Here is a 15,770-nt window from a genome sequence, read left to right on the forward strand (position 1 = left end):
TATGCTGGCTTTTCTTTTATATTATTTAAATTAGGCGGTAACGAACTCTACGCCTAATTTAATATCACCACGAAGGCCTTCTAACATAGCATTCTTAGCATTTTCTTCGAAGTCGCTTAAATCACCGTACGGTAAAATTTCTTCAACGCCGTTTGGACCTAAACGTACTGGATGAGCAAAGAAGGCTGCATCTTCAGAGTCGTCAACTTGAACGTAAGTATATTCAACAACCGCTTCACCCTTCATTGCTGCAACGAGTGACAAGCAGAAACGTGCTGCTGCTTGACCCATAGATAAAGTTGCAGAACCGCCGCCAGCTTTAGCTTCAACAACTTCAGTACCTGCGTTTTGAATGCGAGTAGTCAAGCTAGCAACTTCTTCATCACTGAAGCTTACGCCTTCAACCTGTGATAACAATGGAAGGATAGTTGTGCCCGAGTGGCCACCGATAACAGGTACGTGAACATCAGTCGTCTTCAAACCTTTAAGATTTGCAACGAACGTTTCCGCGCGGATAACATCCAAGGTAGTGACACCGAATAACTTATTCTTGTCGTATACACCTTTGGCTTTCAAGGTCTCTGCAGCAATCGCAACAGTGGTATTAACCGGGTTAGTAATCACACCAACACATGCTTTTGGACAGTTGTCCGCTACAGCTTCGATAAGGTTCTTAACGATACCTGCGTTAATGTTGAACAAATCAGAGCGATCCATACCAGGCTTTCTTGGTACACCCGCCGGAATTAGAACAATGTCACAACCAGTCAGTGCATCAGCTAAGTCATCTTTTCCATGACCCGTCACTGCAACATCGGTAGGGATATGGCTTAAATCAACAGCTACACCTGGGACAACCGGCGCAACGTCATACAAAGCAAGTTCAGAACCTGCCGGTAATTGAGTTTTTAGTAATAACGATAGGGCTTGACCAATACCACCAGCGGCGCCTAGAACAGCTACCTTCATAAGAATCTCCTGTTAATTTAGCATTTAATTATACGGGCGACACCATAAGCCATAACCGTGCAAATCTCAATCACCGGATGGTCTTATATAGATTATTTTAGTTTACGATTACAAACAATTTACCTAATTAACACTTTTGTCACACATTTTTATTTCATTCGTTTGCGAAAACCAGAGTGCTGTTGCAGAATACCCTAAAATTCAGTTAGGAAAAGAATACACATGTCGACAAGTAAACAAGACGCCTTAATCAAAGCATTCAAAGAGTTGCTTAAAACCGAGAGCTATGGCTCACAAGGCGAAATTGTTACAGCCCTGAAGGAACATGGTTTCGATAATATCAGTCAATCCAAAGTCTCTCGTATGCTCAGCAAATTCGGTGCGGTGAGAACCCGTAATGCTCGGGGTGATATGGTCTACTGCCTGCCGCCTGAACTAGGTATGCCAACGGCAAAAAGCCCTTTAAAGCAACTCGTTTTAGACATCGTGCACAACAATGTGATGGTCATCATTCGAACGAGCCCTGGAGCAGCGCAACTTATTGCTCGTTTACTTGATTCATTGAGTCATACCGACGGCGTACTCGGTACCATTGCTGGCGACGATACAATTTTCATCGCGCCAGCCGATATTACGCAAATTGAAGACCTTCGCCAACGAGTTGAAGACCTTTTTGAGAGTGTATAAAGCGCTTGTTCAAAAGACCTAGTCACTCACATACCGTTTCTAATAACACACCCAAATCGGGTTTATGCTTTGCGTTGTGCATGCTAAGCGCATGTTCAGCGCCACAAAGTGAACCCGAAATCTTCGCCTCAACTTCGTTTTATCATGAGGTAATGAATACTGCTCCATACCTTCCTGACGACAAAGGGCATAACAATTTATGCGCCGACCCTAATAACTTGCGAAAGGACTATACAGGTACGTACCAAACAAGTAAGAAAGTCGATTACAGTAATGCGCGTTGGGAGGAAAGAGTTAGCCATGATTGGAACGCTTTTCCAATGCTGGATAAGTCAGTGGGTAAAGTATTAGTGATTGATATTAAACAGAATAATGGCGAAGCTGTTTATCATTACATGTCAAATGCAAACACCCAAGCGACACTATATGAACCTTGGAGCTCTTCAAAAATATTCGCCTTTACGGGCGCAATTGCTGCATTGAAAGAGCAAAACAATTCGATCGTGTCGGCCCAAGGGAAAATTGGATACACCAATATTGCTGATTTAATCACCAGCATCAACAGTTATGATGCGTTCGGTGACGCCAATGGAGACAGCAATGCTATTGCTACCTTCTTTGCCAATGTTGCAACTCGTGAATACTTAACTGCCCTATTTTATGAGAAGTGGTTAAGACTAAGTACGCCGCATATCTTTTTTCGAGGTTCCTACGGAGCAAGTAGCTTCGAGCCTCAATCTAAAATTTGGTCAGCCATAGACGGTACTTCACAAACCCCTTTAGATTTTAACAATGATGCTAGTAAAGATAAGGCGTATCGCCCCTATCGTTGTGAAACCTGCGGTACGACTGGTAACAAACCGATGACTACGCTAGCACAAGCCGAGTGGCTGAAACGCTTAGCCATGCATCAAACTGACGCCAAGACACGCCATCCATTCCTTGATGAGAGAGATATTAAGACCTTATTCTATGGTGCCGGTAATTCAACAGGTTCCTCACAATTAGGCGGTATGTCTGTCGGGATATCTACGATGCTACAGGATGCAATCGCAAAGCAACTTTTAAGGCGAAGTGAACCACACGCGACACTCGATACAGTGGATACCAAGCAACGAAGACAAAAATACAAATCAGTGCTAGATAGTCAAACCAATGGCTTATGGCGCGTTTTTAATAAAATCGGTTGGGGGCCAAGTGAAACGAGAGGAACAACCGAGAATGTATTGTTAGCCTATGTTTGTTTGCCAATGACTGCCTTAGTAGGCGAATCTTCTTCTGTCCGTCCTGAAAATGAAAGTATTGCATTTGTGATTGCTGCTCAGGTCGCCGTCGATGGCGCAAGCGAAGAGCTAATGAGCGAAGCCGGACAAAAAATGCAAGATTTGATAGACACGGTCTTAACTACATACTTCTCACTGTAAAAAGCAGTAAGTTAAAAAGTGGATAGTGACTAGGGGTCACCGCCTTCGCGGTGATGACGAAACGCGCGGTGATGACGAAACGCGCGCCATCATTCCCGCGAAAACTACTGTCATTCCCGCGAAGGCGGGAACCTAACAGCTAATCCTTATCACTTTTTAACTTCAAACCTGCTTCGTACAATGCGTTCTTTTTAAGGCCATAGTGTTCAGCAGCAATTGCAGCCGCTTTTTTCAAAGGTAATTCTGCTGAAACTAACTTGAGCAGATCCAAAGCGCCCTGCGATATCTCGCCAGTCTGGAGATTATTAGGGCAATAAATCATCAGTACAAACTCTCCTTTTTGATGATTGGGGTCTTGCTCCAACCACGCTAAGACATGCTCTGCGCTGCCTTGGATATATGTTTCAAAGGCCTTGCTTAGTTCTTTCGCCAAAACGATTTCATGATCTGTTTGCAAATTCGCAGCGCATGCCATGACGGTGTCTCTAATTCGCCTCGGCGCTTCATAAAAGACAGTTGTGTACCCACTATTATTAAGCGCCTCTAAAGCCTTTGCTTTTGCTGCTTGCTTTACAGGTAAAAAACCATGGAACATAAATTTGTCAGTTGGCAAGCCAGATGCACTGAGAGCTGTGGTTAACGCGCACGGACCAGGCAAGGAAATCACCTTTATTCCAAACTCTCGACAATCACGCACAAACACATACCCGGGATCGCTAATCAGGGGGGTGCCCGCATCTGAAATGAGAGCAACATCACTTCCTTTTTGTAATAGTTCTACTAATTGTTTCGAACGAGCGGCTTCGTTGTGGTCATGCAGAGATATCGTCTTCGTTGGAATATCGCAGTGAGATAGTAAACGAGAAGAGTGCCGAGTATCCTCGGCCGCAATAATATCAACAGCGCTCAGTACATCTATCGCACGACTGCTAATGTCAGCTAAATTACCTATTGGAGTAGGAACAATGAAAAGCCTTCCGGCTGAGTTATTTTGCATTAATTTCATTCTATATTGAGCTATTTAGAGCATATTCTACACCGACTTTCGATCAGAATATGCGAAAGAAGATAGATATTTGTTTCGCCTTGAGTAAACTAAGCACATATGGACAAATCGAGACACATTTTGAATCAACTTAAGTTAGCCAGTATCCTTCTCTCTGTATTTATTCTTAGCAGTTGTGCGACCAAAGTTGAGAAAGTAGTGACTGCGCCGATCACAAAAGTCGAAAAGCCGAGTAAAGAGCTCGTAGTGAGCAATGCTGAATTGTCTTTACAACGTGCTGAAGAACAATGGCAACGTAACGGTGATATTAACCAGAGAAATCAACTGCTACTTGAGGCAGCTCAGGACTTTCAAACTGGAGAGCAATGTGTACGCAGTGATATTATTGTTGCAAACATAGAACCCTTTCTAACCAAACCGTTTCAAAAACAATATGCAACCTTATTAAAAGCGGAGTGCTCCTTAATTGAACATTATGCCTCAGGCAATTCGGTTGAACTCCTGAAAACGCCAATCGATACTATGATCTCGTGGCTTTCGACGATTAATGAGCCAGCTTTCACTAATCGTAAAGAAGTTCTAATCGCGCATGTTGCCGCATTGCATCAGCGCTGGGACTTGGCATCGAGCGTGTTAGCACAGCAACTCAATGCTGACTCACCTCTAAATAATGCACCAGAGCATAATTTATGGGAATGGTTTTTGAAGTCATCAAAGCAAAACAAACAAACATTAGCGAATCAAAATGGTCTGATGCAAGCGTATTATTCCCTAGCTAACATTATTGAAGATGAGGCCTTAAATGACGTCAGTCGTCAACAGGCTATTGCATTTTGGCAGGAGCGTCATCCAAGCCATCCATTGTCTGTTGAGTTACCGGTTGATATTCAACGTTATATGGAACAAAACATTACAAAAGTAGAAAAAATTGCTGTGCTTCTGCCACTCAGCGGTCGGGTTCAAGCGCAAGGTGATGCAATTAAGCAAGGCATAATGTCTGCGTTTTTCTACCGCTTACAAGACATTCAACAAAACAATCCGGGTGCGCCTATACCACAGCTAACGTTCATCGATACCGGCTCTGACAGTACACGTTTTAAAAGTGATGAAATAAACGCAGAATCACTAGGTCAATACGACGTAATTATTGGTCCATTACTAAGAGATCATGTCAATATGATCAAGGATTTACGCTTACCTGAGTCGATGTTTGTCTACCTAAACCGAACAAACAACCAAGACCGAGGTGAGATTGAAGAAACTGGCGTAGCCAAGGTGTATTTTGCCCTAGCGCCAGAAGATGAAGCCATTCAACTAGCTAATCTTATGCATAGCAAGCAAGTAGAAACGCCAATTTTGATATCAAATGACTCGTCCATCAGTCGTCGCATGATAGACGCGTTCAATCAACAATGGTTAGCGTTAAATAGTGTGGGCACCGACGACCCATTTGCCGCTACCAGATTACCAAAGATAGTTACCTTCACCGACAATAAGAGTTTACGGATTGGTATTACTGATGCCTTGGATGTGTTGCAAAGCCAACAGCGCATCAGTCAAATGTCGAGGCTTAGTTCAGAGGTCGTGCACAGCGTGACTCGCAACAGACGTGACGTGGATGCGTTCGTAGTCTTTGCTCAACCCCAAGAAGTAGAGTTATTAAATCCCATTATAGAAGCGAGTATTAGTTTATTTACCGAAGATACGCTTCCCGTATTCGCTACCTCATATAGCTACCAGCATCAACTCAACAAAAACAGTATTCGAGACTTACGCAACTTAGTATTCGTCGATATGCCATTTTTGATGCCAGAACAGCGTCGACAAGCCTTAGCAAAGGAAGTCGATAGTATATGGAACAATCCACCCAGTACTTTTCTGCGCTTGTTTGCCTTTGGCTTTGATGCGTTTCAGTTCTCTGAACAAATGCAGCAACTTGCGTTTTTCAGTCACACCGAACTATCCGGTATGTCTGGTAAGTTGTCAGTGAACGCAGACCGAGAGGTTGTGCGACAGTTACCCAGTGCCCTGATCGCCGAAGAAGAGATCACACAAACAAATGCTCTCTAACCAGTTTACAGCGAGTCTAAGCGGTTTTGATGCAGAACAAATAGCCAAGCGCTTTTTGTGTGAACAATCACTTCGTTTCATGGAACAAAACTTTACTTGCAAGGTCGGAGAGATAGACCTGATTATGCAAGATAAGAAACAGCTTGTTTTTGTTGAGGTGAAATACCGCAAAAGTAATAGTTATGGAGCGGCAGCAGAGCAATTCACTGTGCGGAAGCGCCGAAAATTAGAGAAAGCGATAAATTATTATTTGTTACAAAAGAACTGCAACCCGTTTCATACAAATTTCCGAATAGATGTTGTAGCAATAGACGATGAACAGGTAAACTGGCTTAAAAATGTGTAAAACAAGCGTTTGTTATAAAACGCAATTAATAAGGCGAATTCATGCTTGAGAATATAAAGAAGAGCTTCACAGAAAGTATCCAAACGAAAATTGCTGCTGCAGAGGAGCTTCCCGTTCCTATTGAAAAAGCAGCGACTATGATGGTTCAAGCTCTTATTCGAGGCAATAAAATATTAAGTTGCGGCAACGGTGGTTCAGCTGGCGATGCGCAACACTTTTCATCAGAGCTATTGAACAGATACGAGCGAGACCGTCCTTCTCTACCGGCCATGGCCTTAACGACTGATAGCTCGACCATTACGTCTATAGCAAATGACTACAGCTACGACGAAGTGTTCTCGAAGCAAATCAAGGCTCTGGGTCAGCCTGGCGATATCCTACTAGCGATATCGACTAGTGGTAACAGTCGTAATGTTATCAATGCAATGGAAGCTGCTCTTGCAAGAGATATGACAATCGTTGCATTGACTGGAAAAGACGGTGGAGAAATGGCTGGCTTCTTGAGCGAGAACGATGTTGAGATCCGCGTACCTTCATCTCGAACAGCGAGGATCCAAGAAGTTCATCTTTTAGTCATTCACAATTTATGTGAATCAATTGATAACGCACTCTTTCCCGTGAGTGACGCAGAATAGGAACTGAATACTGTATGTTGAGTAAAGGAAGACAGTTAGCCTTTTTGGTATTGTTTGCTTCGGTATTACAATCAGGCTGTGCATTGGTTGCCGTAGGAACGGTAGGTACCGCTGCCACGGCCTCTGCAACAGACAGAAGGACCGTTGGTACACAAATAGATGATAAGACAACACAGAGCCGGGTAAGAAGTGCTATCAATGATATCCCCTTAGTGAAAGATGAAGCCGCAATCAGCGTTGATGTCTACAACGGTCAAGTCTTACTAACCGGTCAAGCCCCCACTCAAGAGATGATTCGAAGAGTTGAACAAGCAGCCGTAGCGACAAATAACGTAGTAAAAGTCCACAATCAAGTTCGTTTAGGACAGCCGATTCCAGCGACATCTACCATGAATGACGTTTGGCTTTCCTCTAAGTTAAAAACCATTATGATTTCTGACGAAAGCATTCCTTTGTTTAAGCTTGATTTAGTCGTTGAGGATAGTGAGGTGTTTATTATGGGTTTGTTGACCAAACCTGAGGCCGCTGCGGCCGTCGAAGCTGCAAGAAATGTTAATGGTGTTACGAAGGTAATTCGGGTAATGGAGCTGGTTGAGTAGCTTACTTAACCACTTTTAAACTAGGTCTGTTAGATTTCTTATCTGTTTTGCCCTGACTCTCGACGGGCTCACTAGTTTTTTCTTTTTTCGATTCAACACTTTGCAAAGGCTGCTCTGAAGATAAGGCCTGTTCATAAGCTAAAAGCTCTTCTTCACTGCGTGTAAATACCGTTCCCGCACCATTTTCTCTGGCGTAGATAGCTGAAACAGCAATACTAGGGACATAAACTTGCATAGGCTGACCAGAAAAGCGTGCCTGAAAGGAGATAGAGTCTAGTTCGATGTGTAAATTAACACAGGCACTAGGAGAGATATTCAGTACAATCTGACCCTCTTTTACAAATTGCTGTGGCACTTCCACACCCGGTAATATTGCATCAACAACAATATAGGGTGTTAAACCGTTATCCACTATCCAATCGTAAAAAGCCTTAAGTAAATAAGGCTGGTTGCTGGTCATATTATCCACTGAATACCTCTAGTACGATGCACAATCCACTTTACAGTGGGTTGTGGATCTCACGTTCTTGGTCTGTTAATGATGCTTTGAATGAAGCGCGCTCAAAAATGCGATTCATGTAAGCAACAACATCACGACTACCAGCACCACTAAGTGTGATATTCAAGGCTGGTAAACGCCATAATAAAGGTGCTAAATAACAATCAACTAAGCTGAATTCGTCACTCATAAAATAAGGCTTTTCAGCAAAGATTGGTGCTAGGGCCAATAAAGACTCACGTAATTCAGTACGAGCCTCTTCTGCGCCAGGTTCGTTGCGGAAGATTTTCGCAGCCAACACATACCAGTCATGCTCGATTCTGTGCATCATTAGACGGCTTTCACCACGTGACACAGGATATACAGGCATTAAAGGTGGGTGTGGGAAACGCTCATCCAAATATTCCATAATGATATGAGATTTATATAACACTAACTCACGGTCAACTAGCGTTGGAACTGTGCCGTATGGGTTCAACTCAAGTAAATCTTCGCTTAACTGGCTTGGATCGATAAAACTAATTTCAACGCCAACACCTTTTTCAGCAAGAACGATGCGCACCTGATGACTATAAATATCGATATTGTCAGAAAACAACGTCATGATTGAACGCTTGTTTGTGGCTACAGCCATTAAAACCTCCGAATTCTCAGGACAATGAGAATTGCAAAATAATAGTAACAATTAAAAACACTAAAAGGGGCGCATTGCCCCTTTTATAAAAATATTGGGGTAAGACCTTATTTTTTAACGTCTTTCCAATAATCTTTCTTCAGCAAGTATGCGAACACAAAGAAGATAAGGATAAAGATGAGGACACCTTTACCAATTTTCTCAGACTGCAATCTTGACGGCTCACCGGTATAAGCCAGGAAGTTAACCAAGTCGCGAATTGTCTGGTCATACTCGTCGCTTGTAAGCTTGCCATTTCCATCGGTACGCAAGCCTACATCAACTTCAGTCATTTCACCGTCGATCATTCTCATTTCGGTAGCAAGTCTTGGTGTTCCTTGCAAACCTTCCAATACATGAGGCATGCCCACGTTAGGGAAAGTAAGGTTGTTCACACCAAATGGGCGACTTGCATCAACATAGAAAGTGCGCATATAGGTATATAACCAATCCGAGCCTCTTACTCTGTTGACCAAAGTCAGATCCGGAGGCGGAGCACCAAACCATGTAGCTGCAGATTCATAAGGCATATTTGATGTAATGTAATCACTCACCTTTTCACCTGTAAACTGCAAGTACTGCTCTCCAATCTCTAGCGGTACACCGATATCTTCGAAAGTTCTCTGATATCGCTGATATTGCATCTGGTGACAACCTAAACAATAGTTCATAAAGGTCTGCGCACCGCGCTGCAATGACTCTTTGTCTTTAAGGTCAATACCAGCTTCATCCAGTGGGATATTTGAACCAGCAGCAAAAGCGAGTGTTGGCAAAAGTAGTAGTGTAGTTAACCACTTCTTCATAGTGTAATCCTCTCAGGTACTGGCTTGGTTTTTTCTTTGCCTGAATAAATAAACAATAGGACAAAGAATCCGAAATACATGATGGTAGCAATTTGTGATGCAACAATCTTCCAGTTTTCCTGTGGCGTACCACCAAGATAACCAAGGAAAACGAACACAGCAGCGAATACCAGCAAGTTCACTCTGTGAAGGCCACATCTGTAGCGCCATGATCTCACCTTACCACGGTCAACCCAAGGCAACGCAAACAGAACAGCGATAGCAGCAAACATCGTCAATACACCAAATAACTTATCTGGAACAGCTTTCAGAATTGCATAGAAAGGTGTGAAATACCAAACAGGGAAAATATGCGCTGGCGTTTTGTAAGGGTTGGCTATTTCAAAGTTCGGTTTTTCTAAGAAATATCCTCCCATCTCAGGCATAAAGAACATGATGTAGCAGAAGCCAAATAAGAACACACTGAACGCTACTAAGTCTTTCAAAACGATATGCGGGAAGAACGGCACTACGTCATCGACAATATCGTACTTGTCTGTGTAATACTCATGGATCTTATAAGATGTAAGCTTATCTTTTGGCAATGAGCCTTTCTTATGCTTAATATTCACGCCGTCCGGGTTGTTTGAACCAACTTCGTGTAGAGCGATGATATGCAGAAATACCAAGATAACGATAATCAGTGGCAAAGCAATAACGTGTAACGCAAAGAATCGGTTAAGCGTAGCCCCCGAGATAACGTAGTCACCTTGTATCCAGATAACTAAATCAGGACCGATAACCGGAATCGCACCAAATAGAGAGACAATAACCTGCGCTCCCCAGTAAGACATTTGACCCCATGGCAAAACGTAGCCCATGAAAGCTTCAGCCATCAACGCGAGGTAAATTAACATACCAAATATCCAAAGCAACTCACGTGGCTTTTGATATGAACCGTACATCATGCCTCTAAACATATGCAGATATACAACGATAAAGAATGCCGATGCACCCGTACTGTGCATGTAACGAATCACGTTTCCAAATTCAACTTCACGCATGATGTACTCAACAGAAGCGAACGCTCGCTCTGCTGAAGGTTCATAACTCATCGTTAACCAGATACCAGTGACGATTTGGTTAACAAGTACAATTGTTGCAAGGAAGCCGAAAACGTACCAAAAATTCATATTTTTGGGCGCTGGGTACTGAATTGCGTGCATGTTTGCAACGCGCATCATTGGGATACGTTGTTCAATCCAACTAAGTAATCCGTTCATTACGCAACCTCCGCTTCAGAACCGATGATAATAGTATTATCGTCGACGTATTGATAAGGAGGAACGACTAGGTTTGATGGCGCTGGAACACCTGAAAAAACTCTGCCAGCCATATCAAACTTAGAGCCGTGGCACGGGCAGAAAAAGCCCTCAGCAATGCCTTCAGCGTATTGAGCAAAGTCACCATCAATAAGATGCTGTGGTGAACATCCTAAATGCGTACAAATCCCCACTAGTACCAAGTACTCTTCTTTCAAAGAGCGATATTGATTCTGAGCGAATGTCGGTTGCTGCTCAACCTCAGAGTTTGGATCACGAAGTTGGTCTTCGTGAGCACTAAGGCTAGCCAACAACTCAGGGGTTCTACGTACAATCCAGACTGGCTTACTACGCCATTTAACACGAATCATTTGGCCTGGCTGGATACCACTAATATCAACTTCGACATCAGCACCAGCCGCTTTGGCTTTTGCGCTCGGCTGCCAAGAGGCAACAAAAGGGACTGCAGCACCTACAGCACCAACTGCACCAACAACACACGTACCTACAGTCAAAAATTTGCGGCGATCGCTACTTTGAGGTTGGTCGTTATTTGTTGGTGATTCATTGGTATCTACTGATACATCGCTCATCAACTTTTCTCCGGGGTTGGAAAGACAGGTTTCAACTCAAAAATGCAGACTTCATTGCGGTACTTTAGAAAAGCGCTTAATAAGTCAGCATTTTTGAGCAGAAACACTCGATTAATATTAACAGCGTATGTTAAAAGAAAACCCTTAACAAACACAAGGATTTACTGAGAAAAAATGCGTGTTTTTCTTGTTATAAGTCAAGATTTCTCTACAAGTTGCATATTTGTTTCTTTATCGACTGAAATTTTTTCAACAATAGCGGTAGGCTAAAAATAAAAAACCCAGCCGAAGCTGGGTTTTTTGAATACGTATTTCGAAACGATTTAACGTTTTGAGAACTGTGGACGCTTACGCGCTTTGTGTAGACCCACTTTCTTACGTTCAACTTTACGTGCATCACGTGTTACGAAACCAGCTTTACGTAGCGCTGGACGTAGGGCTTCGTCATACTCCATAAGAGCACGAGTAATACCGTGACGGATTGCACCAGCTTGACCGCTAATACCACCGCCAGAAACGGTAATGTATAGGTCAAACTTTTCAGTCATTTCAACTAACTCTAGAGGCTGCTTCACGATCATACGTGCAGTTTCGCGGCCAAAGAATACGTCAAGCGGACGTTGGTTTACAGTAATTGTACCTGTACCCGGACGTAAGAAAACGCGAGCTGTTGAGCTTTTGCGACGGCCTGTGCCGTAATATTGAGTATCTGCCATTTTGCTCGCTCCTTAAATGTCCAATACTTGTGGCTGTTGTGCTGCATGAGTGTGCTCAGGACCAACAAAAACTTTCATTTTGCGGAACATAGCACGACCTAGTGGGCCTTTTGGCAACATACCTTTAACGGCTTTCTCGATCACCATTTCTGGCTTCTTAGCGATAAGCTTTTCAAAAGTAGTGTCTTTAAGACCACCTGGGTAACCAGAGTGAGCGTAGTACGTTTTGTTCTTCGCTTTGTTTCCAGTTACAGTAATTTTTTCAGCATTAACAACTACAATGTAGTCACCAGTGTCTACGTGTGGTGTATACTCTGGCTTATGCTTGCCGCGCAATCTTAGCGCGATTTCAGCCGCTAAACGGCCTAAAGTTTTGTCTGCGGCGTCAACCACATACCAGTCGCGTTCTACGCTTTCTGGCTTTGCAACAAAAGTTTTCATTATTCGTCACCCGAAATTATCAGTTAAGTTCACTACCAAGCAGAAAATCCGCTTAAAGTGCAATTATATCAACCTGTTAGCCCCTTCGAGCCGGTCGATCTTCCACCTTCCCAAAGGTGGGTGCATGTGGGCAGGTCGCGAATTATACAGACTTTAGCGGAAAAGCGAAGTACTTTCTCAATAAAACTTACTTATCACTGTCAGTTAATAACCTTCGCCACGTGATAACTTCCATTCATCGGTGAGTTGGCCTGCAAATCCCCAGTTTTCGTCATCGATCTCTTGAATAACGACATGAGTATATTCTGGCTTTTTCCCTAAAACGCGTTGTAGTGATTTAGTCACATCTTTCACTAACTCTGCTTTTTGTGCTTTTGTTGCACCTTTCGTAATTTGTATATTAACTACTGGCATAGAGATTCCTAATTAACGCTCATTTTGTTTTTCTGCAAGCTTCGCCTTCTGCCACAGGATTTCTTTTTCTTCCATTGACATCGTTTCGAGGGTTCGTCCCTGCTTAACAGCATACGCTTGCACTTTGGCAAAACGCCCATTGAATTTTTGATTCGCTTGATGCAAGGCCTCTTCAGGCGTGACATCGAGATGCCTACAAAGATTGACGACTGCAAAAAGCAGGTCACCTAACTCTTCCTGAACTTTATGCGGGTCAACGTCAGCTTGCATTATTTCGTCATTGACCTCACGTAACTCTTCTAAGACTTTATCAAATACAGGCGCAACAGTTTCCCAATCGAAACCCAATGTGGAACAACTCGCCTGAATTTCAAATGCTTGGCTTAAGGCCGTTTTGGAACCCATCTTAGCTGCGACTCACATCTGTGACATCTGTAAGTTGTTTCAGTTTGTCTGCCACACGGCTCAAACTGCTCGCGTCACTCACCTCGAGTGTCAGCTTAATCATTGCAGTATTCTGGTTTTTATTGCTTAAACTATTAACACCGAGAAGGCCAACTTTTTCGTTCGATAGCACTGTCGTAATATCCCTCAAGATACCGGCTCTGTCGTGACAATACACTACTACTTCAGTCTGAAAGCTTGTTTGATGTTCGATAGACCATGAAACTTCAATTTGTCTCTCTGGGTGCTGTTCAAGCAAATTAGCTAATTGCGGGCAGTTTTCTTTGTGTACACTAACACCCTTCCCTTGGGTGATGTAGCCTAAGATGGATTCTCCAGCTACTGGCTGGCAGCACTTAGCAAGTTGACTTAATAGGTTACCAACCCCTTCAGCGATAATTGCTTGTCCGTCTTTGCGTGGCTTCGAGCGGCGCTGTTTAATCGCTGGAAGTTCAGGTTCAGGAGGCGGTGGCGCATGTTTTTGCACCAAGTAATGCACGACAGTCATCACCCGAAGGTCACCAACACCAATGGATGCAAAAAGATCATCCACGGTGTTTGCATTAAATTTGTTGGTTGCGTCTGCCGCTAATTTCACTGGTAAATCAACTTTGTTTAATTCTCTCTCGAGGATCTCCCGCCCAGCTTCTGCGTTTTTGTCTTTATCTTGCTTTTTAAAGTAAGAATGAATAGTGGCACGCGCCCTTGCCGAGTGCACATACCCTAAACCGGGATGCATCCAGTCTCGACTCGGTGAAGGATGCTTTCCAGTGAGGACCTCGACTTGATCACCGCTTTGTAGTTTATAGGTAAAAGGAACAATGCGTTTATTCACCTTGGCGCCGTTACACCGGTGACCTACATTACTATGCACATAGTAAGCAAAATCCAGAGGTGTTGAACCCAGGGGTAAATCAATCACATCCCCTTTTGGGGTGAACACGTAAACACGGTCATCAAAGACTTGACTGCGAAGCTCTTCGACAAGGTTACCCGACTCGGCCATCTCCTCTTGCCATTGCAAGATTTTCCGCAACCAATTAAGACGTTCTTCAGAGCCAGCCGTTTTGCCACTCGTGCCTTCTTTATACTTCCAATGTGCAGCTACACCTAGCTCAGCGTCCTGATGCATCTGCTGTGTGCGAAGTTGGATTTCAATAGACTTTCCCTGCGGGCCAACAATCACGGTGTGAATACTTTGGTAGCCATTTTGTTTCGGGGTTGCGATGTAATCATCAAATTCTTTTGGAATATGCTTCCAGTTGGTGTGCACTATCCCCAAAGCGGCGTAACAGTCTTGCAAGCGTTCCGCTACGATCCGCAAGGCTCTTATATCGAACAATTCTTCAAATGTGAGTTGTTTCTTCTGCATCTTCTTCCAGATGCTGTATATATGCTTAGGACGACCAATCACCTCAGCCTTGATTCCTTCTGCATCCAGTAGACTTTGTAGTTTTGTAACTATATCTATAATGTATTGCTCTCTATCTGAACGTTTCTCATCCAACATACTGGCAATACGCTTGTAAGTATTGGGATGCAAATATCGAAATGAAAGATCTTCTAACTCCCACTTCAATTGGCCAATACCCAGCCTATTAGCAAGCGGCGCATAAATACTGGCGCACTCGTGAGCAACAATAACGCGGCTTTCTTCGTCTGCGTCTTTCACAGAGTGTAAGGTACATATTCGCTCAGCCATTTTAATAACGACCGCCCGCACATCCTCAACCATGCTCAATAGCATACGACGAAGTCCATCTACGTGATTTTCATCTTGGCGGTTTCTGGATTGCAAGGTTTTGATTGCATCCATACGACGGACACCAGCAATTAAACTGCCGATTTCGGCACCAAAACGTGAGTTAACGGTTTCTTCATCTAGTTCATGGATTTGGCAAAAAGGAAAAACGAGAGCAGCCTGAAGTGTTTCATCATCCATGTGTAGCTCATGAAGAATTTCAACCATCTCTTGGCCAATAAGCAGTTCTTCTGGACGGTCAGAAATCTCATTGAGCTTCTGTTTGGTGGTTTCAGACACATCTAAATCCGACAACCATTCCTCGAAAGAGGGTCGACTCGTTTGATGAACGCTACGAATTGAAACCATAGTAAATCAGTCCAAAGTTAAGTATATAAATCTAAAAGTC

18 protein-coding genes are annotated in these 15,770 nt (G+C 43.4%); 6 read left to right on the plus strand and 12 right to left on the minus strand.

What is annotated here, in order from left to right; genetic code table 11:
• Window positions 1–30: 30 nt before the first annotated feature.
• On the minus strand, window positions 31–969 hold the full coding sequence (gene mdh, locus RM544_RS17210; protein ID WP_311363063.1) for a malate dehydrogenase: 939 nt from the start codon (window positions 967–969) through the stop codon (window positions 31–33).
• Between the two features lie 222 nt (window positions 970–1,191).
• Here mdh and argR point away from each other — a divergent pair, with 222 nt between their 5' ends.
• Window positions 1,192–1,656: a transcriptional regulator ArgR gene (gene argR / locus RM544_RS17215; protein WP_311363064.1), complete on the plus strand. Its 465-nt coding sequence runs from the start codon at window positions 1,192–1,194 to the stop codon at window positions 1,654–1,656.
• A gap of 152 nt (window positions 1,657–1,808) precedes the next feature.
• A complete protein-coding gene (locus tag RM544_RS17220) occupies window positions 1,809–3,080 on the plus strand; it encodes a hypothetical protein (protein WP_311363065.1) in 1,272 nt (423 codons plus the stop codon).
• Between the two features lie 139 nt (window positions 3,081–3,219).
• On the opposite strand, the gene rsmI is transcribed toward RM544_RS17220, so the two are convergent.
• Window positions 3,220–4,077 (minus strand): 16S rRNA (cytidine(1402)-2'-O)-methyltransferase, encoded by an 858-nt coding sequence (gene rsmI, locus RM544_RS17225; RefSeq protein ID WP_311363066.1) that lies wholly within the window; start codon window positions 4,075–4,077, stop codon window positions 3,220–3,222.
• 129 nt (window positions 4,078–4,206) lie between these two features.
• Between rsmI and RM544_RS17230 the strand changes: the two genes are divergently transcribed.
• From RM544_RS17230 to RM544_RS17245, 4 genes are read left to right on the plus strand one after another with little or no spacing between them, the layout of a single operon-like run.
• A complete protein-coding gene (locus tag RM544_RS17230; RefSeq protein WP_311363067.1) occupies window positions 4,207–6,156 on the plus strand; it encodes a penicillin-binding protein activator in 1,950 nt (649 codons plus the stop codon).
• Window positions 6,146–6,502 carry a YraN family protein gene (locus RM544_RS17235; RefSeq protein WP_311363068.1) on the plus strand — a complete coding sequence of 119 codons (357 nt, stop codon included), beginning with the start codon at window positions 6,146–6,148 and terminating at the stop codon, window positions 6,500–6,502. Before RM544_RS17230 ends, RM544_RS17235 begins: the two co-directional genes overlap by 11 nt.
• Window positions 6,503–6,543: 41 nt before the next feature.
• Window positions 6,544–7,137: a phosphoheptose isomerase gene (locus RM544_RS17240; protein ID WP_311363069.1), complete on the plus strand. Its 594-nt coding sequence runs from the start codon at window positions 6,544–6,546 to the stop codon at window positions 7,135–7,137.
• 14 nt (window positions 7,138–7,151) lie between these two features.
• The gene (locus tag RM544_RS17245) at window positions 7,152–7,736 is read left to right on the plus strand and encodes a BON domain-containing protein (RefSeq protein ID WP_311363070.1); all 585 of its coding nucleotides are present in this window, start codon (window positions 7,152–7,154) and stop codon (window positions 7,734–7,736) included.
• A 1-nt stretch (window position 7,737) separates the two neighbouring features.
• Here RM544_RS17245 and RM544_RS17250 read toward each other — a convergent pair whose 3' ends face one another.
• The 10 genes from RM544_RS17250 to relA all read right to left on the minus strand — a co-directional run bounded on the left by RM544_RS17250 (window position 7,738) and on the right by relA (window position 15,730).
• Window positions 7,738–8,205, minus strand: coding sequence for a ClpXP protease specificity-enhancing factor (locus RM544_RS17250; protein WP_311363071.1), 468 nt, complete (start codon window positions 8,203–8,205; stop codon window positions 7,738–7,740).
• Window positions 8,206–8,236: 31 nt separating this feature from the next.
• Complete coding sequence (sspA, locus tag RM544_RS17255; protein ID WP_311363072.1) at window positions 8,237–8,869, minus strand: stringent starvation protein SspA; 633 nt, start codon at window positions 8,867–8,869, stop codon at window positions 8,237–8,239.
• 107 nt (window positions 8,870–8,976) lie between these two features.
• Window positions 8,977–9,711, minus strand: coding sequence for a cytochrome c1 (locus tag RM544_RS17260; RefSeq protein ID WP_311363073.1), 735 nt, complete (start codon window positions 9,709–9,711; stop codon window positions 8,977–8,979).
• The gene (locus RM544_RS17265) at window positions 9,708–10,973 is read right to left on the minus strand and encodes a cytochrome b (protein ID WP_311363074.1); all 1,266 of its coding nucleotides are present in this window, start codon (window positions 10,971–10,973) and stop codon (window positions 9,708–9,710) included. Before RM544_RS17265 ends, RM544_RS17260 begins: the two co-directional genes overlap by 4 nt.
• The gene (petA, locus tag RM544_RS17270; protein WP_311363075.1) at window positions 10,973–11,605 is read right to left on the minus strand and encodes a ubiquinol-cytochrome c reductase iron-sulfur subunit; all 633 of its coding nucleotides are present in this window, start codon (window positions 11,603–11,605) and stop codon (window positions 10,973–10,975) included. Before petA ends, RM544_RS17265 begins: the two co-directional genes overlap by 1 nt.
• A gap of 323 nt (window positions 11,606–11,928) precedes the next feature.
• Entirely contained in the window at window positions 11,929–12,321 is a 393-nt protein-coding gene (gene rpsI / locus RM544_RS17275) for a 30S ribosomal protein S9 (RefSeq protein ID WP_311363076.1), read from the minus strand.
• 12 nt (window positions 12,322–12,333) lie between these two features.
• A complete protein-coding gene (gene rplM / locus RM544_RS17280) occupies window positions 12,334–12,762 on the minus strand; it encodes a 50S ribosomal protein L13 (RefSeq protein ID WP_311363077.1) in 429 nt (142 codons plus the stop codon).
• Between the two features lie 204 nt (window positions 12,763–12,966).
• Window positions 12,967–13,176 (minus strand): tautomerase family protein, encoded by a 210-nt coding sequence (locus RM544_RS17285; protein ID WP_311363078.1) that lies wholly within the window; start codon window positions 13,174–13,176, stop codon window positions 12,967–12,969.
• Between the two features lie 12 nt (window positions 13,177–13,188).
• A complete protein-coding gene (locus RM544_RS17290) occupies window positions 13,189–13,581 on the minus strand; it encodes a MazG nucleotide pyrophosphohydrolase domain-containing protein (protein WP_311363079.1) in 393 nt (130 codons plus the stop codon).
• A gap of 1 nt (window position 13,582) precedes the next feature.
• Window positions 13,583–15,730, minus strand: coding sequence for a GTP diphosphokinase (relA, locus tag RM544_RS17295; protein ID WP_311363080.1), 2,148 nt, complete (start codon window positions 15,728–15,730; stop codon window positions 13,583–13,585).
• Window positions 15,731–15,770 lie beyond the last annotated feature (40 nt).

It is taken from the genome of Brumicola blandensis (assembly GCF_031846165.1).
GTDB lineage: Bacteria > Pseudomonadota > Gammaproteobacteria > Enterobacterales > Alteromonadaceae > Glaciecola > Glaciecola blandensis.

What these genes read in the sequence shown, in the direction of transcription:
- mdh (WP_311363063.1), bottom strand. Translation starts at nt 969, where the DNA reads ATGAAGGTAGCTGTTCTAGGCGCCGCTGGTGGTATTGGTCAAGCCCTA.
- argR (WP_311363064.1), top strand. Translation starts at nt 1,192, where the DNA reads ATGTCGACAAGTAAACAAGACGCCTTAATCAAAGCATTCAAAGAGTTG.
- RM544_RS17220 (WP_311363065.1), top strand. Translation starts at nt 1,809, where the DNA reads ATGAATACTGCTCCATACCTTCCTGACGACAAAGGGCATAACAATTTA.
- rsmI (WP_311363066.1), bottom strand. Translation starts at nt 4,077, where the DNA reads ATGCAAAATAACTCAGCCGGAAGGCTTTTCATTGTTCCTACTCCAATA.
- RM544_RS17235 (WP_311363068.1), top strand. Translation starts at nt 6,146, where the DNA reads ATGCTCTCTAACCAGTTTACAGCGAGTCTAAGCGGTTTTGATGCAGAA.
- RM544_RS17240 (WP_311363069.1), top strand. Translation starts at nt 6,544, where the DNA reads ATGCTTGAGAATATAAAGAAGAGCTTCACAGAAAGTATCCAAACGAAA.
- RM544_RS17245 (WP_311363070.1), top strand. Translation starts at nt 7,152, where the DNA reads ATGTTGAGTAAAGGAAGACAGTTAGCCTTTTTGGTATTGTTTGCTTCG.
- sspA (WP_311363072.1), bottom strand. Translation starts at nt 8,869, where the DNA reads ATGGCTGTAGCCACAAACAAGCGTTCAATCATGACGTTGTTTTCTGAC.
- RM544_RS17260 (WP_311363073.1), bottom strand. Translation starts at nt 9,711, where the DNA reads ATGAAGAAGTGGTTAACTACACTACTACTTTTGCCAACACTCGCTTTT.
- RM544_RS17265 (WP_311363074.1), bottom strand. Translation starts at nt 10,973, where the DNA reads ATGAACGGATTACTTAGTTGGATTGAACAACGTATCCCAATGATGCGC.
- petA (WP_311363075.1), bottom strand. Translation starts at nt 11,605, where the DNA reads ATGAGCGATGTATCAGTAGATACCAATGAATCACCAACAAATAACGAC.
- rpsI (WP_311363076.1), bottom strand. Translation starts at nt 12,321, where the DNA reads ATGGCAGATACTCAATATTACGGCACAGGCCGTCGCAAAAGCTCAACA.
- rplM (WP_311363077.1), bottom strand. Translation starts at nt 12,762, where the DNA reads ATGAAAACTTTTGTTGCAAAGCCAGAAAGCGTAGAACGCGACTGGTAT.
- RM544_RS17285 (WP_311363078.1), bottom strand. Translation starts at nt 13,176, where the DNA reads ATGCCAGTAGTTAATATACAAATTACGAAAGGTGCAACAAAAGCACAA.
- RM544_RS17290 (WP_311363079.1), bottom strand. Translation starts at nt 13,581, where the DNA reads ATGGGTTCCAAAACGGCCTTAAGCCAAGCATTTGAAATTCAGGCGAGT.
- relA (WP_311363080.1), bottom strand. Translation starts at nt 15,730, where the DNA reads ATGGTTTCAATTCGTAGCGTTCATCAAACGAGTCGACCCTCTTTCGAG.